Raw genomic sequence first — 21,518 nt, 5'->3', positions numbered from 1 at the left:
TAAATATAGTTAATTTATTGTTTTACATATTCATCAACTGACATAATGTCGAAGTTATTACCGGTAAAAACTGCTTTAGTATCCATAAAGCTGACTGAATAATTAAGAAAAACATCGTCTTCCATAATACCATCAGTAATTGCATTTGTTGTATACATTGAATCTGATAACTTTTTCCATCTTGTATTAACTCTGTCAGCGACACATACTCCATTGCTTTCGAATATAGTCATAACTAATGTTCCATCCTCTAAAAAAGCCCAAGTACTATTCAGAGCACACGCATTTAAGGATTGATCTATTCCATTAATTGTTGATTTGGTAATTTTCCAGGTTCCGATAATAGGGTCTGATACAACCACAGGATCACTAGTATCATCATCTGATGAACAGGATGAAAAAATTACTAAGAAAACAACTAGGGTACTTACAAAAAGATTTTTCATATTTTTTTAAATTTATTTTGTTTTATACCTGTATGACGAATAGAAATACTAGTACACGTATCATATTTAAAAAAAAATGGAAAAAACGGATATCAATAATAAAATCATCTCTTTTATTTTTTTTAAAGCATTAGAAATATGGGTCTCCACAGTTCTTTTACTTAAATTTAGCTCATCAGCTATCTCTTGATTGGTTAATCCATCAATGCGATTTAATCTAAATATTTCTCTATTGCGATCAGGAAGAGATGCGATCGCTACATTTATTTTAGCCTGTAATTCTGACTGCATTACCTCTGTAGATTCCTCTTCTACATTTTCAGAAATACTATTATATATTTGAATTTTATGTAACTCTCTTATTTTATGTAGTTTGATATGATCAAGGCAACGATTTCTTACTGATGTATACAGATATGATTTTAATGAAGTGTGAATTTGTAAAATTTGACGTTTCTCATAAAGCTTTATAAAAACATCTTGAGTTATATCCTTAGCTATATCTACATCATTAACATAACTACTTGCATAAAGAGTCAGTGGCTTGAAATATTCCTTGAATACCGACTCAAAAAATTTTGTATTACCGCTTGTAATTTCCTGTATGGTTAGTTGATCCTTCAGAGTGTAACAAATTCACTTTAGTTGTTAGATATTAATCTAAGATAAGATTATAAAATTAAAAACGGTAAACTAATATGAATGTTACATAAAAAAAACTCTTACACATTAACTGCATACATTTTCTCGCGTAATTCTTTGATCTTACCATCACTCATATACTCATCAAAAGTCGTATAACGATCAATCACTCCATTTGGTGTTAATTCGATAACACGGTTGGCAACAGTCTGTGCAAATTCGTGATCATGGGTTGTAAAAAGAATGGTTCCTTTAAAATTCTTCAAAGAATTATTAAATGCGGTAATGGATTCCAGATCTAAGTGGTTTGTTGGTTCATCTAACATTAGTACGTTTGCTCTGGTCATCATCATTTTAGACAACATACAACGTACTTTTTCTCCTCCTGACAATACGTTTGATTTTTTTAAAGCTTCTTCTCCACTAAAGATCATTTTACCCAGAAAACCTCTAATAAATACTTCTTCTCGTTCTTCTTCGGTAGTTGCCCATTGACGTAACCAATCAACTAAGGTCAAATCATTCTGAAAATACTCACTGTTATCTGCTGGCAGATAAGACTGAGTAGTTGTAATACCCCAAGCAAATTTTCCAGTATCTGCTTTTTGTTTTTCATTAAGAATCTGGTAAAAAGCAGTAGTAGCTCTAGAATCTTTTGAAAACACTACAACTTTATCTCCTTTTGCCAAATTAATATCTACACTTTTAAACAGTGTTTCTCCTTCTATACTTGCGGCTAATCCATCTACATTAAGAATCTGATCTCCTGCTTCTCTATCTCTTTCAAAAATGATAGCAGGATATCGACGACTCGATGGTTTTATATCTTCGATATTAAGTTTCTCTATCATCTTTTTACGAGAAGTAGCTTGTTTTGACTTTGCCACGTTTGCACTAAAACGAGCGATAAATTCTTGTAATTCTTTCTTTTTCTCTTCTGCTTTTTTGTTCTGCTGCGCTCTTTGTCTTGCTGCTAGCTGAGAAGATTCATACCAAAATGTGTAGTTTCCACTATAATTATTAATTTTTCCAAAATCAATATCTGAAATATGCGTACAAACAGAGTCTAAAAAGTGACGGTCGTGAGAAACTACAATTACTGTATTATCATAATTAGCAAGAAAATGTTCTAACCAGGAAATTGTTTCATAATCCAGGTCATTTGTTGGCTCATCCATTATCAATACATCTGGAGTACCAAATAAACATTGCGCTAACAATACACGTACACGTTGTTTTGTATCAAGATCTGCCATACTGGTATAATGCAAATCTTCTTTAATACCTAAATTAGAAAGCATGGTAGCGGCATCACTATCCGCATTCCATCCATTCATTTCTTCAAACTGTACCTGAAGCTCTCCTATTTTTTCTGCGTTTTCGTCTGTATAATCCGTATACAAAGCATCAATTTCTGTTTTGATTTTATACAAATCCTTATTTCCCATGATCACTGTTTCTAAAACAGTATACTCATCATACGCATAATGATTTTGTTCCAAAACAGACATGCGTTTTCCAGGCTCCAAATGCACATGACCTGAAGTTGGTTCAGAAACTCCAGAAAGGATCTTTAAAAATGTAGATTTTCCTGCTCCGTTTGCTCCGATAATACCATAACAATTACCTTGTGAAAAGGTAGTATTCACTTCATCAAACAAAATGCGCTTACCGAATTGAACTGAAAGATTAGAAACTGATAACATAGTAATAAATTGTATTTTCGGCAAAAGTAGAAAAATGGATTCAAAACCTGAAAGAATATAGTAGTATTTTAAATTGAATCTAATAATCCGCAAATGTTTAGAATGCCAATTCTAAACTCCATAAAGTTGTGAACTTGCTTATACATTGTCTAATAATAACACAATTAACGTATTCTTAACAAGCTGTAGAGGTCATTCCATTTATTTTTGAATGTTTGTCAGTATAAATAATAGCGCCCAAAATGTATTTCATTAGGATTAAATATTTTGTTTATATCTCTATAGTAAGTTTTTGTTTGTATAGTTGTGATTCTACTACAAAAATGACTAATGACTATATTTACTTTGGCGGAGAAATTGTAAATCCCAATACAGACTACATTGTTCTTTTTAAAGACAAAAAACATCCTGATACCATCTATTTGGATAAAAACAATCGATTCTTTCATAAAATTGAAGACATTAAAGAAGGTTTATACTCTTTTAGACATAATCCTGAATATCAGCTAGTACTATTAGAAAAAGGAGATAGTATCTTAATACGATTAAATACTTTGGAATTTGATGAGTCTTTAGTTTTCACAGGAAGAGGTTCCAGAAAGAATAACTTTCTAATCGATATGTTTCTAGAAAATGAAATAGAAAGAGAATTTCTTGAAAAAAGAAGAATAAGGCAAACTCCCAGACAGTTTAAAAAAGAACAAGATTCTTTATTTGAATTAAGAGAAAAGAGATTTGAATCTCTTACCAGCAAATATGAATTAAGTGATCTTTCTAAAAAGATTTGTAGATCTAGTTTTGAATATGATTTCTTTTCCAGATATGAAATGTTTTTATATAAGCAACAATATTCTAGAATGAAGAATATTAATGTTGTTGAGGAATACCCTAAAGATTTTTTTGATTACAGAGACCAAGGGGATTTTAATGATGATGATTTAATGAGATTATACTCTTACAATAGATTTCTGAATCATTATTTCACGAACTCTTCGTACACAAAATACATGAATCAAAAGTCTTTTTCCAAGAGTAAGGTAGAATACACCATGTACAAACTAGATCTTGTGGATAGTATGATTCATCAATCTTATATTAAAAACAATCTACTGCGCGGGATTACAACGAATTTTATTTTGGATAACAAAAATGATTATACTTCTCAAAAAGTATTGAATCATTATTTATCCATCAGTAGTAATAAGAAGTTTCAGTCCGAACTAATAAAAATGGCAAAAGCTACAGCCAGGCTGAAACCTAATAATATTATTCCTGATCAGGATCTTATCTCCTCAAACGGAGAAATGACCAAATTATCAGCTCTTTTTGAAAAGCCTGTTACTGCATTATATTTTTGGTCTATAGAAAGAAAAGATCACTACATTAAGGCTCATAAAAAAACTGATTACCTAAGTAACATATATCCAGAGATTGATTTTATTGGGATTAACACAGACGATGATCAAACGGATAACTGGCTAAAAACTATAAAAAGGCATCAATATAATTTAGATCGAGAGTATGAATTTAAATTTCCTAAATGCTCTTCTGATGAATTAGTAATTCATTATACTAATAAGGTAATCCTTGTTGACCGTGATGGTAAAATCATAAATCCAAATGCGGATCTATTTTCTTCTTTTTTCGAAAAACAATTAATGAGTTATAGTAGACTGGCTGCCTTAGAAAAGCAAAAAACTGTTCTAGATTAAAGAACAGTTTTTTAAAATTTTATGTTTAAGGATATTTAGTTCCCTTTTTTATAATCTGCTAGGAATTTAGCTAAACCGATATCTGTTAATGGATGTTTAAGCAATCCTTCTATAGAAGAAAGAGGTCCTGTCATAACATCTGCACCAATTTTCGCACAATCAATAACGTGCATTGTATGCCTTACAGAAGCTGCTAAGATTTCTGTATCAAAACCATAGTTATCATACACTAGTCTAATCTCTGCGATCAAGTTTAACCCATCTGTAGAAATATCATCTAATCTACCTATAAAAGGAGAAACATAGGTTGCTCCGGCTTTTGCTGCTAATAGTGCTTGTCCAACAGAAAAAACTAATGTACAATTGGTTTTTATACCTTTATCACTAAAGTACTTTATCGCTTTTACACCTTCTTTGATCATAGGAACTTTTACTATAATCTGATCATGAAGTTTGGCCAGCTCTTCTCCTTCTTTAATAATCCCTTCGAAATCTGTAGAAATTACTTCGGCACTTACATCTCCAGTTACTATATCGCATATTTTCTTATAATGCTCTATAATATTTTCTTTCCCTGTGATACCTTCTTTAGCCATTAATGATGGATTTGTAGTAACACCATCAAGTACACCTAGATCTTGTGCTTCTTTAATCTGATCAAGGTTAGCAGTATCAATAAAAAACTTCATATTGTTGTGTTTAAATTTATGATTTATTTTTCAGATTGCGAATATAAAAATTATTGTTGTCGCTATGAATAATCTTTCTACTTTCGTAAATACATAATTTTATATATTTCACAAGGTTTTCCCTTTATCTAATAAGTACATTTCATAGGATCCCCTCCTTCGAGGAGATAAAATTACAACTTATAATGATTCATTAGCAATTTCTCATATACTTTATCCGGCAAAATTCTTTTTAAAGCAATAGAGAATTTTTGCATAAACGCTCCTACTTTATAATGCACTTTAGGCTGAGTACTTTTTATGACTCTGTAAACAGCTTTAGCCATCTTATCAGGATCCATACCCTCATCTACATGTTCATCCATTAATTGCAAAGATTTACCATAGGATGCCTCATAAGGAGAGCCTTCTATAACAGGGGCGTGATATCTACCGGCTGCAATATTAGTAGCAAAATCTCCAGGAGCTATATTGGTCATATTTATATTAAATGACTTCAACTCCATTCTCCACGCTTCAGTAGTCATTTCTAAAGCTGCTTTAGAAGCGCTATAAATTCCTCTGTACGGCAACCCCATATATCCCGCTATCGAAGTAATGTTAATAATCAAACCGCTTCTGTGTTTTCTCATTAATGGCAAAACAGCTTTAGCTACATTAATAGGTCCAAAATAATTAGTTGTAAAATTTCGGATAATCTCCTCTTCAGGGATCTCTTCTAATGGTCCAGTAATTCCCGCTCCCGCATTATTAATCAAAACATCTAATCTTCCGTGTTTTTCTTCAATAATATTCACAGTAGACGCTATACTATTTTTATCAGCAACATCTAATTGTAATAAGGTAAACGCATCAAAATCTGAAAAACGCGAAGGGTTTCTACTAGTTCCGTATACAACATACCCTTTATTCGCAAGAAATATTCCTATAGACTTACCTATACCAGAGGAACCTCCGGTTATTAAAACAATTTTAGAATTTTGTTCTGTTTCCATATCCGCAAATATACATTCGGAATTTAGAATTATGAATTTAGAATTACGAAATCAACTTAAAAACTAAGAAAACAGGAAACTAAAAGGCACAAAAAAAGGCAAGCTACCTACATCACACTGCTACAACCGTCTACCTTTGCTGCGTTCCCGCCCTGGAGGATTCAACAGGAGCTAGTTGTGTAGGACTTGCCGCTGCAAAGATACAATCTTTAGTATATAAAACAATGATTTTTTAAACCCAATTAAAATAAATATCTTGCTCTAAATTTGACCAACATCATGAACAAACGTAACCTCTTCGTCATCATAACTTTATGCAGTCTAATTTTTTCTTGTGGTAGTAATGCCGATACGAAAAAAAAGTATTTTTCGATAAAAACGGATGATAATAAAACCAAATTTCAGTTAGGAGAAACGGTAAAAGCGAGTATCGTTAACAACAAAAAAATCGAAATTGACTCTGTAACATTCTTTTTAGGAACTATAAAATTAAAATCTGCTAGCAATAATACCTTAGAAGAAAAAATTGATACAGAAAAATTAGGTAAACACTTACTTAAAGCTATCGTATACTATGATGGTAAAGAAGAAGATGTTTATAAAAAACTTACATTCCTAAATAACGTATCGCCTAAATTATATAAATATAAAATTATAGCAGAATACCCTCACGATCAAAATGCTTTTACACAAGGCTTAGAGTTTAATGGAGATACGCTGTATGAAAGTACTGGAAAAAACGGTTTATCGTCTTTAAGAAAAGTGAATTATAAAACCGGTGACGTAATCGCTAAAACAGCTATTGACAAAAAATATTTTGCCGAAGGGATTACCATCGTTAAAGACAAAATAATTCAATTAACCTGGCAATCTAAAGAAGGGTTTATTTATAACCTGAATACTTTGGAAAAAACTGGAAACTTTTCCTATAATAAAAGTAAAGAAGGTTGGGGGTTATGTAATGATGGCAAACATATTTATAAGAGTGATGGAACTGAAAAAATCTGGATATTAGATCCGGATACATTAACAGAAAAGTCTTACATAGAAGTCACTACCCATAAGAAGATAAAGTCAAAATTTAACGAGTTAGAATGGATAGAGGGAAAAATTTATGCTAATACTTGGCAAAAGGATGGAATTGCTGTTATTAATCCTAAAAATGGAGGACTAGAAGCCGTTATCGATTTGTCTGGTCTAAGAGAAAAAGTAACCCAACATTCGGACCTAGATGTTTTAAACGGTATTGCCTATAAAAAAGATACCAAACAGTTATTTGTTACAGGCAAGAATTGGGACAAACTTTTTGAAATTGAGATCATTAAGTAGTTTTTATTGTTGTTTTGTCCGCTATTAATACTAATTGTTTTGTAACATCAGAATAACTACTTCGTTATTATTATAGACAGATAATAAACCGTACCTTTGCGGCTTATTTTTATTTATATGAACAAATTTGAAGCATTAGGCCTCAGCGAAGCCATTATTAAGGCTGTGAATGAAATGGGGTTCGAAACCCCTAGTGAAGTACAGGAAAAGGCGATCCCTATTTTGCTTGATAAAGAGACGGATATTGTTGCACTTGCACAAACCGGAACCGGAAAAACTGCTGCGTTTGGTTTTCCGCTAATAGAAAAAGTAGATAACGAAAGTAGAATAACACAAGGATTAATATTATCCCCTACACGTGAACTATGTCTGCAGATTACCAACGAATTAAAAAATTACTCCAAGTTTAGTAAAGGATTACGTACGGTAGCAATCTATGGAGGTGCCAGTATTCATGACCAGGCTAAAGAAATTAAGCGTGGTGCTCAGATTATTGTAGCTACACCAGGACGTATGCAGGATATGATTAACCGTAAGATGGTAGACATCTCTAATATTGGTTATTGTGTTCTTGATGAAGCTGATGAAATGTTAAACATGGGATTCTATGAAGATATCACCTCTATCTTATCCCATACGCCAGAAGACAAAAGCACCTGGTTATTCTCTGCAACAATGCCAAGAGAAGTTTCTACCATTGCTAAACGTTTTATGCATGACCCAGTCGAGATAACTGTAGGTCATAAAAACACAGGTTCTAAGAATGTATCCCACGAATATTATGTGGTTAACTCTAGAGATCGTTATGCTGCCTTAAAACGACTAGCTGATGCTAATCCAGATATTTTTTCTGTAATATTTTGTCGTACAAAAAGAGACACACAAAAAGTTGCGGAAAGCCTTATCGAAGATGGGTATAATGCAGCCGCTTTACACGGTGATCTTAGTCAGAATCAGAGAGATCTGGTTATGAAAAGTTTTAGAAATCGCCAGATACAGATGTTAGTCGCTACTGATGTGGCTGCGCGTGGTATTGATGTAGATAATATTACTCATGTAATTAACTATCAATTACCTGACGAGATCGAAACCTATACACACAGAAGTGGAAGAACCGGACGTGCTGGGAAAAATGGTGTTTCGATGGTGATTGTTTCTAAAAGTGAACTTAGGAAGATTAAGTCCGTAGAGCGAATTATCAAAAAGAAATTTGAAGAAAAAGAAATCCCGAGTGGCGAAGAAATCTGCCAAGTGCAGTTGTTTCATTTAGCCAATGATATTGCAAAAGCAGAAATTAATCACGAAATTGATAGTTATTTACCATCTATTAACGAAGTACTAGAAGATTTCACCAAAGAAGAGCTTATTAAAAAGTTCTTTTCTGTAGAGTTTTCTCGTTTTCATAATTACTATAAGAAAGCTAAGGATCTAAATGCCTCTAGAGATAGCGGAGATGGTTCCAGAGGAAGAGATGGCAGCACTCGTTATTTTATTAATGTAGGTGAAAAAGATGGATTTGACTGGATGACTTTAAAAGATTTTCTGAAAGAAACTTTAGGTCTGGGTAGAGATGGAGTAAGCCGTGTAGATGTAAAAGAAAGTTTTTCATTCTTTAATACGGATTCAGAACATCAAGACAATATCCTAGCTGTTTTTGAAGAATTTACAATAGAAGGAAGAAAGGTAAACGTTGAAGTCTCTAAAGACTCTGGCCGCAGCAGAGGTGGCGGTAGACGCAGAAGAGATAATAATGGAGGTGGTTTTAAAGGAAAACGTAGAAGCGAAGGTTTTAAACCAAGAGGAAAAGGCCGTCGTGATAATGATAATGGTGGTGACCGCGGTGGTAGCGGAAGAAGGGACCGAAGAAAACGTAGTGATCGTAGATAATTTTTTCTGAATTAACTAAACTATATGATTTTTGGTTCGATTTTTATGTTATGTTCGTATAAATTGGTCGTCTTATATAATAGTTAATATAGAATTACTACTAAAAATAAACTTTTGAGAAGAATATTAATTTACATACTAATTGTTATAGGCATTGGTACATATGCTCAGGAAACTGAATCAGAAACAGTATCCGGAAAAGTACTTAATGCCTCTACCGATATCAAATTGCAAAATGTTCACGTCGTTAACCTAAGTCAGGTAATAGGTACTATTACCAACAAAGAAGGTGATTTTGAAATTAAAGCCAAAGTAAACGATACTCTTTATTTTACGTATATAGGATATAAACCTCTTAGAGTAAGAGTTACCAATGACTGGAAAAAATTTGGGGACGTAAAAATCAAAATGACAGAACTTGGTATAGCACTAGAGGAAGTTGTCGTAGCAGATATACAACTGACGGGATACCTAGAAATTGATGCCAAAAAAATTCCAGTATATAACAATTATAGATACAGTATTTCTGGATTAAATTCAGGATATGAAGGTGGTAGCAGACAACCTGGAGCTGTTAATAAAGTACTCGGAGCCATATTTAATCCTGCAGATTTTCTCTATAATATGTTTAGTAAACGTTCTAATGAGTTACGGAAACTGAGAAAGATGAAGAAGGATGACGAAATTAGAAATCTTTTGGAAACGAAGTTTGACAGAGCCACGTTAATGGCACTATTACAAGTAGAACGGCTTGATATTGACGAAATACTTAGAAATTGTAATTACTCGGTTGATTTTATAAAGTTTGCTAATGACCTACAAATTCTAGATGCTATTAGTGATTGCTATGAAGAATATAAAGTGCTAGATAGAAAATAGTATCAAAACCCCTTTCCGACTTAAAATTACCCTCTAGAATTTATTATTTTTAATTTAGACTTCAGAATAAAATTCAATCTTGGTTTAAGGCTGCTATGATCAGATTGTCTTTTTTGCCCAAAAAAAAGCACCTATATGTTATTTGAGTATTTTTAAGTCAGACCTGCTATACTTCTTATTTCTGGGAATGTAATGCTATTCTATTACCTTCTGTATCTATAAAATATCCCATATATCCACTCTCTGGTGATATTTGTTTCTTATCAGATACTACTTTTCCTCCTGCAGCTTCTACTCTACCTATTTCATTAGCAACATCATCACAAGAAAAATAAACCAACACACCATCTTTACTAGGTGTATAATGTTCTCCGGCATCAATTAAAGATCCTGTAGCTAGACCAGATTCATTTTTATTAGGAAACCACCCCATTTGTAGTCCGTCCATTTTATGAATACCAATTTCTATATCAAAAACCTTTTCATAAAAAGCTTTCGCACGATCCATATTTGTAACCGGAATTTCGAACCAAACAACCATAATTCACTTATTTAAAAATTAGACCTTCTAATGTACAATTTACTTAGATACTTTAATAAACATTGAGATAAATTTAGCTCTGATGTTGACCTCGAAGGTTCGTTTTACACTAATAGGCGTAATTTAATTAATACAAACCATGAAAATATTAAAACTATTTAGCTTATTTATTATTTCTCTATCTTTTATTAATTGTTCTAACGAAGATGATGGATTATTTATTGATGACACTGCTCTACTCGAAAAAAACAGTCTTCATTCTAATATCGACTGGACCGGAACCTGGAACTCTACCTATGGTGCTTTACGGCTTGTAGAACGCGGAGAGCTTATTTATGGAGATTATTCTAATATTGGTGTAATCTATGGGTATCGCCATTATATCAATGGTAAGGAATATTTTGAGGGGACTTTTGAAAATTATCGATTGAACAGAAAAGGTGTTATTCGTTTTGAAATGAACAACCCTAATTACAACAATTCTTTTACGGGAAAATGGATTTGGAATAACACTACTACCTGGTACAACTGGAATGGTTCTAAAACATCAAAAAGAGAACCGGTATTGCAAAGTTTTTACAATGTAAAGGGTCAAGTTTTAGATAACAGTACTTTTCAACAAATTCAGAACCCCATATCAGTTGAAGTATTTCAAGATGGGATCAGACATTTTTCTACACTATCAGAAAATGGGTTATATGCTTTACAGTTACCAAAAGGATTCTGGGAGTTAAGAGTCACTGATTCGAATTATAAAAACTTTTCTAGAGTTATAGAAGTAAAAGAAAATTATTACTATAACAATTATTTTACCCAAAACATATTCTTAAACAAGAAATAGATAGTCTTAATATAGGATTAGGATACAAGAATTTAAGGTATATTTAAGAAAGGTTAACTCTTTTTTAAATATACTTTTATCAATTTTCTAGCTTAGAATTAAGAGGTGCTTGTTCTTTTTTGAAAAATATCATGAACAACTTCCGTTGGATAGTTCATTACTGTTTTATTGGATTTAAAGCCTGTTTTTACCTGCTTTAAAAGCATTTTTACTTTGTTGGTAGGTGACTGTTTTTTGCTCATGACAAAGGTGTTTTTTAGGGAGTTAAAACGTTTAGTCTTTATCAAATATAGGGAATTAATTTTTAAACCCTTTGATTTAAGCACATTAACCTTTTACGTGTAAACCATTGTTAACCAAAAAATTAATAAAAAAAAACTTATAAAACACACTATTTTCGGCATACCAAGCTTATTAAAATCAAAACTTGTAAATTAGAGGCATTCCTAAAAACATTTAACCAAAAAATAAGGTCTAGCGTTCTAATGAAAAGAAAATTTTACATTTTAATTATTGTTATTCTTTGTACCTCATTTAATCATACTTTTTCACAAAATAGATCACCGGAATTTATTAGAGACTCATCGGCTATAAGAAAAGAACTTAACAAAGTAAGAAGTTATATCCATAAAACTAAATTAGATAAAGCATTACCCATTATTGACTCTCTCTTTCTAGTAACAGAAGAAAAAAAAATGCCTAATCTATGGGTGATGTGTGCCATGAATAGATATCAGGTTCAGAGAAGACAATTTAAATACACTTTTAATGAGTTAGCGGAAAATTTTGAAATGATAATTGAGCGAGAACAAGAATCTCCTTTTATGACTGAAGGCATAAAGGCTTATTTTTATCATAGCTATGGAAATCTTTATCAAAATTTTGGTAAGTATGAAGATGCTTTAGAGCACTTCTTAAGAGTTTTGGAAATCAATACAAAGCGAGGCAAATATATTACACCATCACATAAGCCAATAGGGATAATATATTTAAGGATGAATATGTTTGAAAAAGCTTTAGCTTATTTTCAAAAGACACTTACATTATTTAAAAAGGAAGAAAAAGAAGGGCTGATTACTAAAAAAAGACTTTTACAAGAAAGTATAACGCTTAACAAGAATATTGCAGAAGTATATCTCAAGCTTCAACGTCCAGAAGAAGCAAAACCCTATCTAGATACCTCTTTAGACTTATACCAAAAAGGAGTCTTAGATAAGCTATTCAAAATACCTGTATTAACTTCTATTTATCATTATTATTTTATCTATTATAAACAGACGAAACAATATGATCAGGCCAAAAAAATGGTAGATACTATTGCCGATATAACAAAAGAAGCGGTGATTTATAGGCCATCAAAAACATTGCAAACCTTAAACGATTATGCATCCATTAGTGTGCTCCAAAAAGATATAAAGCAAGCAACATCCTATTATGAACAGGTGGTTCAATTTATGGACAGTCTTGATTTTCCAAAAGAACACGTGCATATGTTGGCACCGCCGACTTCTTTTTACTTGCAAAATCGGGACTATGAAAAAGCATCTTATGTTCTGGATCGAATTTTACCTCAAGAAGTTATAGAGAACAAAAAAACTACTCAATTTTTGAATTCTGAAATCAAACATTATGTACAGCTTCTTGCCTGTAAAACGGCATTACTTTATGAAACTTATAAAACTAATGGAGATACTAGCACTTTAAAAAATGCATTGAAATGGTCAGAATATAGTTATGACTTTATTGATAAAGCTTCTAGAATTACTGGAAAAGGTATAAATTCAGTTTTCGATCTGGAATACCTTAACAGCTATTCCATACAAATTGCTCTGGATCTATATAACCGTTCTCAAAAACCTGAATATTTTGCCAAAGCAATAGCTTTTATGGAGTTTAATAAAGCGTACAATTTAAATCTACACTTGGTAAAAAACAGAGCAAAATTGGATTTTCGGATTCCCAGTGAAATACAAAAAAAAGAACAAACACTGATTGAGAACATTGAACTAGCGCAAAATTATCTTACAAAAAATAAAATTAATGACTCAATAAGCAATAGTATTTATAACAATTTTCAGCAACTAGATTCTCTATCTGTCTACTATCAAAAAAATCATCCTGAATATGCCAATCTACAACTTTCTATGCCATCCATACAGATCGAGGAAATTAGAAAAAAACTATCTAATAACGAAGAAACTTTCATATCCTATTATTATGATAAATCCAATCTATTCATTTGCATAATTTCTCCAGAAGGATATTTTTATAACCAAATAAGTATTGAAGGGAAACTAGAACAAGAAATACTTGGTTTCATTAATTCTCTAAAAAACAGAAATATTGACAACTATAAAGAACAATCAAAAGGACTAGCAAAAATTTTATATGATCCTATTGCTTCTATAATTAAAACTAAAAAAATCATCATTTCGCCATATGATAGGATCAATTTTATTCCTTTTGAAATATTACTTCATAATGATTCCTTTTTATTAATGGATAAAAGTATATCCTATAACTTTTCGATTCAGCAATTGTTACATTCTAAAACAAGGAAAGCTAAAAATGATGTATTAGTATTCGCTCCTGTATTTGAAATTAAGAATAAAACCAGGGAGTCTGGAATTAAAAGAGATAAAATTTCACCATTATTATTTTCTAGAGAAGAAGTTGATGAAATTAGCGAAAGTTATAATAGCGAGGTGTATATGGAAGAAAAAGCAACTCGAAACAATTTTTTAACCCACGCAAATAATGCCCGTATCATACATTTAGCGACTCATGTAAATATGGATACCGATAATCCCTTGTATACCCAAATAATCTTTGCTAAAGATCAACAAGATGTAAATAACCGTTTATTTCTTTATGAAATATTTAATCTGGATCTCTCTTCGGAAATGGTAGTTCTCAGTGCTTGTGAAACAGGAACTGGAAGTATTAAAAAAGGGGATGGAGTACAAAGTTTGGCTAGGAGCTTTGCCTATGCTGGTGCTCAAAGTACGGTAATGAGTTTGTGGCAAGTAGATGATGCTTCTACCAGCGAACTGATGAAATATTTTTATCAACATTTAAAATCAGGGGAAGATAAAGACCTTGCTTTACGCAATGCAAAATTGGATTACTTAGAAAATAGCCCAGATGTACTTCTTAAACACCCATATTACTGGGCAGGCTTTGTCATCAGTGGCGAAACAACCGCTATAACCACAAACAACTATTTATACTTATGGATTTTCCTTATTTCTATATTACTTCTAAGTGTTTTTGTATTTAAGAAAAAACTAATCAAATAATTTTTGTTTTATTACTATTACAGTATTTACGTTCACCTCTTTTTATTAAGATTTCTCATTTGATGTTCTATCCTTATTTTCCTCAAAATACCTTTTAATAATTTTTTCGTGACTTTTAATCACTTTTTTAGACCAATCTAATCTTTTTTCTAGTTTTTCTTCTTCGGATAACTGCCAGTCAATATCTGAATTTCTAAGTAGTGAGGTAATATGCTGTAAAATAATAGCAGCTGAAACAGAAATATTCAGACTTTCTGTAAATCCAACCATAGGAATATGCAATTTTACATCTGCTGCATCTAGAACAGCATCGCTTAATCCTTCTTGTTCTTGTCCAAAGAAAAATGCTGAAGGTTTACTAATGTCAAAGTCCTTTAGCTCCACTGAATTATCATGTGGTGTTGTTGCCACGATCTGATATCCTTCATTTTTTAGAGAAGCAATACATTCTCTGGTAGTTGTATATCTATTAATATCTACCCATTTCTGAGCTCCCATAGCTATTTCGCGATCAATACGCTTCGCATTAATTTCTTCTATTACATGTACATTCTGAATACCAAAAATATCACAACTTCTTATGACTGCACTGGTATTATGCAATTGATATACATCTTCTACAGCTACAGTAAAATAATTGGTGCGCTGCTCAATTACTTTTTTATATAAACTCTGTCGTCTAGGTGTAAGAAAAGATTCTAAATATGCTAATAATTTATGATCTATCATAGACTGCTAAAATAGTAAACATTGGTAATTTAGAAAGGAAAAAAGCTATTTTGACACCGCACAAATATGAAAATTTTCAGGCATATTAAAATCTAGATTTTAAAAAGTATTTATAATACTTATTAGCCAATTAAATTGCTAAGAATTCTATTTATAATAAAAAAATATAAAACTTCTGTAAAATAAGGAAGACCTCTCTTTCGTTACCCATACGCTTAGAGAGGTCTATACTAAAATAAGGTCGAAAATTATTGTAAGAATTTGTTGCTTAACGTTTTTATTCCCATCGTCATATAAAAATAAAAAACACATTTCATTTTCGAAATTAAATCAGCTCCTATTAACAAATCATATTTAATTACTTTTTAGTTCATTTCTCAATAGGTTTTACCTAAGTATTTTTATAAACTCATTGATAAGAGAGTTTGATTTTGATTACAAATTATTCTAATAAAATAAATTCACTTCTTCTATTTTGTTGATGTTCTTGTTCATTACAGTTTACATCATTTTTACATTGATTTACTAAAGAAGATTCTCCATAACCCCTTCCTGAAAGTCTAGATCTATCGATACCTCCTTTTTCTATAATATATTTTATAGTACTTTGAGCACGTCTCTCACTTAAATACATATTATAGTCATCAGAAGAACGACTATCTGTATGAGAACGTATGTCTATTTTCATTTGCGGATACTCTTTCATCACTGCTATGATCTTTTGTAATTCTACCTCTGCATCTGATCTGATAAAAGATTTATCCAGGTCAAAATAAATGATCTGTAAGTTTAACACTTTTGCCAGATCATCTCCTGGTTTTACCTCTTGCCCACTTAACCCACCTTTTCCTAATTGCAATGGTAGTTGATGTGTATATTCTAATGCCGTGTTTGTTTCCAAAGGCGCCTCTGTAGGACTATAACTTGTTTTTGTTCCTCTTACTATATATGATGCTTCACAGGATACAGGGAACTTATATTTTCCTTGAGTATCCGTCATGGTTCTCCCTAATTCTTGATTATTACTATCTAATAATAACACTTCTGTACCTGAAAGAATTTCTCTGGTATAAGCATCGGTTACGGTACCTTCTACATATTGACTACAAGTGGTAATCAGATCATCTGTTTGATTAAAACTATATATATCGTCATTTCCTTTTCCTCCATAACGATTACTAGAAAAATACCCCAATCTAGTATCTTCATTCAATACAAAAGAAAAATCATCTTCTGAACTATTTACTGGTTTCCCCACGTTAAAGGGTTGTGAAAAACCTATTACATCAGGTACAGCAACAAATATATCAAGTCCTCCTAGACCTACGTGACCATCACTTGCAAAATATAGCCTTCCTGAATCACTTATATAAGGGAACGTTTCTCTACCTTCTGTATTGATTTTATCCCCAAGATTTGTGGGTTCTCCAAAACTACCATCTTCATATACATCTACAACATATAAATCTGACAATCCTCTACTACCTTCCATATCACTAGCAAAATACAATCTTCTACCATCCGGACTCAAAGCTGGATGTGCTACAGAGTATTCTTCACTATTAAATGGTAATTCTTCTATATCCTTCCATTTTTCTCCATCCAATGTTGCTCGATATAATTTTAACAGAATTGTACCATTAGTATCGGAACCCAGTTTCTTTTTTGTAAAATTATTTCTTGTAAAATATACTGTTTGTCCATCTTTACTAAAAGAAGTTGATGATTCGTGAAATCGTGTATTTATCTTTCCTTTTAGTTTTTTAGGTTCTGTTAGCGCACTTCTTCTTCCGATAATATCCGCTGAATACAAATCTAAAAATGGCATTTCGTTCCATTCGTGTACAGTTTTTATAATGGAACTTCCCCCTCCTCTGGAAGAGGCAAAAATCATTTGTCCTTGATGATTAAAGCTCGGTGCATAATCAGAAAATTTAGAATTGATGTATAATCTTTTAAGCGTATATTTTCCTGATTGCATTTCTATAAATCGAAGATAGTCGCGAGTACTTACAAAATATTCTGCTCGTTGATCATTTCCGGTAACGGTATTAAATTTTTCCATCACCTTATCTGATTCTTTATAACGCTTTACACTTTTTAAACTCTGAGAATACCTAAATAAATATTCAGATTCTATTTCTTCTGAATAAGTACTCACCAGTTCCTCATACCATTTCACGGATTCTTCTAATTCTGCATTAAAATAATAAGAATCCCCAAGTTTTTTGAATAAATCTGCCGAAGCATATCCACTTTTTGCTACATCCAAATATATTTTACGAGCATCTACAAAAGCATATTTATCAAAATTTTCATCTGCTTTTTCTAAACGTTTTTCTTGCGCAATAGCACCACCGCAAATGAGGATGCCTAAAGATATATTTACAAAGTATTTTTTTAATTTCATAATTAATCTTTTTATTTTTTTTAGATTCCCGTCTTCACGGGAATGACAGTCTTTGAAACCTCAATTTTAAAACTTGAGGAATGTTCTTTAGAAGAACCTAGGTGTTAGCATTCTGTTATATTTTCTAAACAATTCAAATCGAAGCATTACTTCATAACTTCCATCATTAAACTGAGTCCTTCCTAATCCTGTCGTTTCTCTATCATACGCAAATCCTATCATTAAGGAATCGGAGATCTGAAAACCTGCCATAGCACTAAAAGCAGCACTCCATCTATACCCAACACCTAATGTTAATTTATCATATAACAGGAAGTTAGCGGAAATATCTACTTGTAATGGTGCTCCAAACACTAATTTGCTTAATACCGCTGGTTTAAATTTTAGGTTGTCATTAAGATCAAAAACATGACCCGCGATCAGATAATAGTTTACACGCTCTTCTGCAATAAAGGTTGAGGAGTTATTACTATTTACTGTCGCCTCTTCATCAAAATGATCTGTTTCTAATAAGTTAGGAGCACTTAATCCAAAATAAAACTTATTTGTATGGTAATAAATACCTATTCCGACATTGGGACTAAATTTATTGTCGATATTATTTTCAAAATTAGGGTCATCAATATCGAACTGACTTAAGCGCTGAAAGTCTACATTGAGCAGATGCCCTCCTGCTTTCAATCCGAAACTTAATTTTCCATTATCCGAAGTAGGGATTGTGTATGAAAAATCAATATCAAAATAAGTTTCATCTGTTGGTCCAATTTCGTCATTAACAATGGATACTCCTAGACCTACTCTATTGTTTTCTCCAATTGGAGTATTAATTGATAAAGTCTGTGTACGTGGCGCTCCATCTAATCCTACCCATTGACTTCTATGCAAACCTGTAATACTCATAACTCCTCTGCTACCTGCATACGCAGGATTTACACTGATTGTATTATACATGTACTGGGTATATTGAGCATCCTGTTGTGCCTGCATATTATGCTGGAAAGCGAAACTGAATAGTACTGTAATAATTAGTCTGTATGCTTTTTTCATCAGCTTTGGTTTAATATTTTTATTTATACCCGTTAGTGAAAGCCTAACGGGTATCTTACTTTGATCGATTATTTGTTGATATATAAGTATCCTGCTCTATTTTTACGTTCTCCGGTTTCTAGAGTATATTCAAGAACGTAGTAATATGTGCCAACTGGTAACTCATCTTTTGCCTCTACTGTGGTTCTTCCATTAGAAATACCTCTAAAGAAATTGTCGTCTCTACCATAGTTATCTGTACTGTATACTTTCACTCCCCATCTATTATAGATTTCTACAGTATTCTCGAAGTTTTCTATACCTCTAATTACAAATACATCATTAATACCATCTCCATTTGGTGAGATACCTGTAAAGATTTCAATTCCATCTTCGGCATCAGGATCAATTGGAGCATTTGTATCAAGATAATCGGGATCTCCATCTCCATCGGTATCAATAGCATCATCAGGATTTCCATCTCCATTTGGATCTGGATTTTCATCTACCGTATCTATACCATCTCCATCATCATCGGTATCTACATAATCAGGAATACCATCTCCATCGGTATCTGTATCAGAAGGATCTTCATCTCCATCATAGTTTTCTTCTACTGTATCTACACCATCTCCATCATCATCAGTATCACGATAATCAGGTTCTCCTTCTTCATCAGTATTATTTAAATCTGTATCAGGATCTGCATCTACTATATCTCCATTAGGATCTCCATACCCGGTTGTATCTCCATCGTAAGCATCATCTAACCCATCATTATCTACATCTTCTCCTATTGGTAGGATATCTGGGACTCCATCATTATCATAATCAAATCCTTCCACTTCATCCGGAATACCGTCGCCATCACTATCTTCATCCAAATAATCTGGTGTTCCATCGCCATCGGTATCCTCTGGAGTTACTCCTTCATCTCCCGTTCCTTCATAAGCATCATCCAATCCATCACCATCACTATCATTTCCAGTAGGAGAGATATATCCATCTGTAGTTTGTCCTTCTACATTATCTGGGATTCCATCATTATCACTATCCTGATCAAATGAATCTATAATACCATCACCATCCATATCTACTGTTCCTTCTACAACATCCAGAATTCCATCATTATCATCGTCTATATCAACACTATCTGATATTCCATCATTATCATTATCTCCATCTATAACGATGGTTTCATCTAAATCATCCTCTACAATATTAAGATCGACTTGATCAAGTGTTACATCAGTGATTAAATTTGTGATATTCTGATTTGCAGTTCCTGGATCAACAGAGAAACTAATCGTTAACATTCGAAGATCATCTGCTGGAATTGTTCCAATTGTCCAAATTCCTGTAGTATTATCATAAATGCCTTGATCTGGTGTATCTGACACATATGTAATACCAGCTGGTAACTGATCGGTTATTGTCACATTAGTAGCCTGTGCAGGGCCTGAATTAGCAACTATAATACTGTATGTATAAATACCTCCTAACACATAAGGTCCAGGTTCTACAATTGACTTAGAAACTACAAGATCTATTTCTCCAACTACATTGATTTCTTCTTCTAGATCATTGTTAGAGCTATCAGGATCTGTTTGATCCATAGTAAAAGTTATCACATTATTAATTGCAGTACCACTAGTTCCTGTATCTACAGTTACTGTAATTGTTAATATAGCGGTAACTCCAGCATCTAATGTTCCTATTACCCAATCCCCTGTTACATTATCATAACTACCTATTGTTGGTGTGTTTGATACATAAGTGATTCCTGTTGGCAATAGATCGTTCACAGTCAATTGTGTAGCTTGCTCTGTACCATCATTTCTTACGATGATTGAATAATTAATCGTATCTCCTTCATTAGGATTATCATTATCCACTATCTTGCTAATTACAAGATCTGCCACATTAGTAACGGTAATTGTTTCTTCTAAATCATTATTGGTTATATCTGGATCATCCTGATCTAAAGTGACAACAATGATATTTGTAATACTATCACCACTAGTTCCCGCATCAACACTTACTTGTATATCCAATGTTGCAGTAGTACCATTATCAAGTACACCTACATTCCAATTCCCTGATGCTGGTGCATAATTACCTTGCGATGGAATATCATTGATATATGTCACTCCTGCAGGGAGTTGATCATTTACCATTAGATTTGTTGCCTGAGCCACTCCATTATTAGTAACTGTGATTGTATAGGTAATAACTTCTCCTTCGCTAGGGCTATTATTATTTACAGTCTTACTTACAATTAAATCAGCATCATTATTTACTACGATATCCTCACTTGGATCATCTGGAGTAGTATTAGTATCTGTTTGATCTAAAGTAACTCCGGTAACTGTATTAGTAATCGTATC

The 21,518-nt window shown here is 32.4% G+C and carries 17 protein-coding genes and 1 other RNA gene; 6 read left to right on the top strand and 12 right to left on the bottom strand.

Annotated elements, in window-relative coordinates:
• Nucleotides 1-14: 14 nt before the first annotated feature.
• The 3 genes from Q0829_RS26365 to Q0829_RS26355 all read right to left on the bottom strand — a co-directional run bounded on the left by Q0829_RS26365 (nucleotide 15) and on the right by Q0829_RS26355 (nucleotide 2,794).
• Nucleotides 15-446 (bottom strand): lipocalin family protein, encoded by a 432-nt coding sequence (locus Q0829_RS26365; RefSeq protein ID WP_298548838.1) that lies wholly within the window; start codon nucleotides 444-446, stop codon nucleotides 15-17.
• A gap of 66 nt (nucleotides 447-512) precedes the next feature.
• Nucleotides 513-1,043: an RNA polymerase sigma-70 factor gene (locus Q0829_RS26360; RefSeq protein ID WP_298549022.1), complete on the bottom strand. Its 531-nt coding sequence runs from the start codon at nucleotides 1,041-1,043 to the stop codon at nucleotides 513-515.
• A 125-nt stretch (nucleotides 1,044-1,168) separates the two neighbouring features.
• Nucleotides 1,169-2,794 carry an ATP-binding cassette domain-containing protein gene (locus tag Q0829_RS26355; protein ID WP_298548836.1) on the bottom strand — a complete coding sequence of 542 codons (1,626 nt, stop codon included), beginning with the start codon at nucleotides 2,792-2,794 and terminating at the stop codon, nucleotides 1,169-1,171.
• Nucleotides 2,795-3,117: 323 nt separating this feature from the next.
• Between Q0829_RS26355 and Q0829_RS26350 the strand changes: the two genes are divergently transcribed.
• Entirely contained in the window at nucleotides 3,118-4,506 is a 1,389-nt protein-coding gene (locus tag Q0829_RS26350) for a hypothetical protein (protein ID WP_298548833.1), read from the top strand.
• 35 nt (nucleotides 4,507-4,541) lie between these two features.
• Here Q0829_RS26350 and fsa read toward each other — a convergent pair whose 3' ends face one another.
• The 3 genes from fsa to ffs form a co-directional block, all read right to left on the bottom strand.
• A complete protein-coding gene (fsa, locus tag Q0829_RS26345) occupies nucleotides 4,542-5,195 on the bottom strand; it encodes a fructose-6-phosphate aldolase (RefSeq protein ID WP_280929353.1) in 654 nt (217 codons plus the stop codon).
• Between the two features lie 173 nt (nucleotides 5,196-5,368).
• Entirely contained in the window at nucleotides 5,369-6,190 is an 822-nt protein-coding gene (locus Q0829_RS26340) for an SDR family oxidoreductase (protein WP_298548824.1), read from the bottom strand.
• Nucleotides 6,191-6,283: 93 nt separating this feature from the next.
• Nucleotides 6,284-6,382: signal recognition particle sRNA small type (gene ffs, locus Q0829_RS26335), an RNA gene on the bottom strand.
• A gap of 87 nt (nucleotides 6,383-6,469) precedes the next feature.
• Here ffs and Q0829_RS26330 point away from each other — a divergent pair.
• From Q0829_RS26330 to Q0829_RS26320, 3 genes are all read left to right on the top strand, one after another.
• On the top strand, nucleotides 6,470-7,519 hold the full coding sequence (locus Q0829_RS26330) for a glutaminyl-peptide cyclotransferase (protein ID WP_298548821.1): 1,050 nt from the start codon (nucleotides 6,470-6,472) through the stop codon (nucleotides 7,517-7,519).
• A gap of 117 nt (nucleotides 7,520-7,636) precedes the next feature.
• Nucleotides 7,637-9,406, top strand: coding sequence for a DEAD/DEAH box helicase (locus tag Q0829_RS26325; RefSeq protein ID WP_298548819.1), 1,770 nt, complete (start codon nucleotides 7,637-7,639; stop codon nucleotides 9,404-9,406).
• Nucleotides 9,407-9,520: 114 nt separating this feature from the next.
• Complete coding sequence (locus Q0829_RS26320; protein WP_298548817.1) at nucleotides 9,521-10,285, top strand: carboxypeptidase-like regulatory domain-containing protein; 765 nt, start codon at nucleotides 9,521-9,523, stop codon at nucleotides 10,283-10,285.
• A 175-nt stretch (nucleotides 10,286-10,460) separates the two neighbouring features.
• On the opposite strand, the gene Q0829_RS26315 is transcribed toward Q0829_RS26320, so the two are convergent.
• Entirely contained in the window at nucleotides 10,461-10,826 is a 366-nt protein-coding gene (locus Q0829_RS26315; RefSeq protein ID WP_298548814.1) for a VOC family protein, read from the bottom strand.
• Between the two features lie 139 nt (nucleotides 10,827-10,965).
• On the opposite strand from Q0829_RS26315, the gene Q0829_RS26310 reads away from it, so the two are divergent.
• Nucleotides 10,966-11,667: a hypothetical protein gene (locus Q0829_RS26310; RefSeq protein WP_298548811.1), complete on the top strand. Its 702-nt coding sequence runs from the start codon at nucleotides 10,966-10,968 to the stop codon at nucleotides 11,665-11,667.
• A 98-nt stretch (nucleotides 11,668-11,765) separates the two neighbouring features.
• Here Q0829_RS26310 and Q0829_RS26305 read toward each other — a convergent pair whose 3' ends face one another.
• A complete protein-coding gene (locus tag Q0829_RS26305) occupies nucleotides 11,766-11,909 on the bottom strand; it encodes a hypothetical protein (RefSeq protein WP_298548809.1) in 144 nt (47 codons plus the stop codon).
• A gap of 243 nt (nucleotides 11,910-12,152) precedes the next feature.
• Here Q0829_RS26305 and Q0829_RS26300 point away from each other — a divergent pair, with 243 nt between their 5' ends.
• On the top strand, nucleotides 12,153-14,966 hold the full coding sequence (locus Q0829_RS26300; RefSeq protein ID WP_298548807.1) for a CHAT domain-containing tetratricopeptide repeat protein: 2,814 nt from the start codon (nucleotides 12,153-12,155) through the stop codon (nucleotides 14,964-14,966).
• Between the two features lie 45 nt (nucleotides 14,967-15,011).
• Here Q0829_RS26300 and Q0829_RS26295 read toward each other — a convergent pair whose 3' ends face one another.
• The 4 genes from Q0829_RS26295 to Q0829_RS26280 form a co-directional block, all read right to left on the bottom strand.
• Nucleotides 15,012-15,695 (bottom strand): RNA methyltransferase, encoded by a 684-nt coding sequence (locus Q0829_RS26295; protein ID WP_298548805.1) that lies wholly within the window; start codon nucleotides 15,693-15,695, stop codon nucleotides 15,012-15,014.
• Nucleotides 15,696-16,137: 442 nt separating this feature from the next.
• Entirely contained in the window at nucleotides 16,138-18,105 is a 1,968-nt protein-coding gene (locus Q0829_RS26290) for an OmpA family protein (RefSeq protein ID WP_298548802.1), read from the bottom strand.
• Nucleotides 18,106-18,192: 87 nt separating this feature from the next.
• The gene (locus Q0829_RS26285; RefSeq protein WP_298548800.1) at nucleotides 18,193-19,152 is read right to left on the bottom strand and encodes a type IX secretion system membrane protein PorP/SprF; all 960 of its coding nucleotides are present in this window, start codon (nucleotides 19,150-19,152) and stop codon (nucleotides 18,193-18,195) included.
• Nucleotides 19,153-19,220: 68 nt separating this feature from the next.
• Nucleotides 19,221-21,518, bottom strand: a 2,298-nt coding sequence (locus tag Q0829_RS26280; protein ID WP_298548797.1) for a gliding motility-associated C-terminal domain-containing protein, incomplete at its 5' end; no start/stop codon positions are given.

The sequence above is a fragment of the uncultured Aquimarina sp. genome (assembly GCF_947492405.1).
Classification (GTDB): Bacteria; Bacteroidota; Bacteroidia; order Flavobacteriales; family Flavobacteriaceae; genus Aquimarina.
This window is presented reverse-complemented; position numbering and strand designations above follow the sequence as displayed.

Excerpts from the sequence above, each read along its gene's own strand:
- Q0829_RS26365 (WP_298548838.1), bottom strand. The coding sequence starts at position 446 with ATGAAAAATCTTTTTGTAAGTACCCTAGTTGTTTTCTTAGTAATTTTT.
- Q0829_RS26355 (WP_298548836.1), bottom strand. The coding sequence starts at position 2,794 with ATGTTATCAGTTTCTAATCTTTCAGTTCAATTCGGTAAGCGCATTTTG.
- Q0829_RS26350 (WP_298548833.1), top strand. The coding sequence starts at position 3,118 with ATGACTAATGACTATATTTACTTTGGCGGAGAAATTGTAAATCCCAAT.
- fsa (WP_280929353.1), bottom strand. The coding sequence starts at position 5,195 with ATGAAGTTTTTTATTGATACTGCTAACCTTGATCAGATTAAAGAAGCA.
- Q0829_RS26340 (WP_298548824.1), bottom strand. The coding sequence starts at position 6,190 with ATGGAAACAGAACAAAATTCTAAAATTGTTTTAATAACCGGAGGTTCC.
- Q0829_RS26330 (WP_298548821.1), top strand. The coding sequence starts at position 6,470 with ATGAACAAACGTAACCTCTTCGTCATCATAACTTTATGCAGTCTAATT.
- Q0829_RS26325 (WP_298548819.1), top strand. The coding sequence starts at position 7,637 with ATGAACAAATTTGAAGCATTAGGCCTCAGCGAAGCCATTATTAAGGCT.
- Q0829_RS26315 (WP_298548814.1), bottom strand. The coding sequence starts at position 10,826 with ATGGTTGTTTGGTTCGAAATTCCGGTTACAAATATGGATCGTGCGAAA.
- Q0829_RS26310 (WP_298548811.1), top strand. The coding sequence starts at position 10,966 with ATGAAAATATTAAAACTATTTAGCTTATTTATTATTTCTCTATCTTTT.
- Q0829_RS26305 (WP_298548809.1), bottom strand. The coding sequence starts at position 11,909 with ATGAGCAAAAAACAGTCACCTACCAACAAAGTAAAAATGCTTTTAAAG.
- Q0829_RS26300 (WP_298548807.1), top strand. The coding sequence starts at position 12,153 with ATGAAAAGAAAATTTTACATTTTAATTATTGTTATTCTTTGTACCTCA.
- Q0829_RS26295 (WP_298548805.1), bottom strand. The coding sequence starts at position 15,695 with ATGATAGATCATAAATTATTAGCATATTTAGAATCTTTTCTTACACCT.
- Q0829_RS26290 (WP_298548802.1), bottom strand. The coding sequence starts at position 18,105 with ATGAAATTAAAAAAATACTTTGTAAATATATCTTTAGGCATCCTCATT.
- Q0829_RS26285 (WP_298548800.1), bottom strand. The coding sequence starts at position 19,152 with ATGAAAAAAGCATACAGACTAATTATTACAGTACTATTCAGTTTCGCT.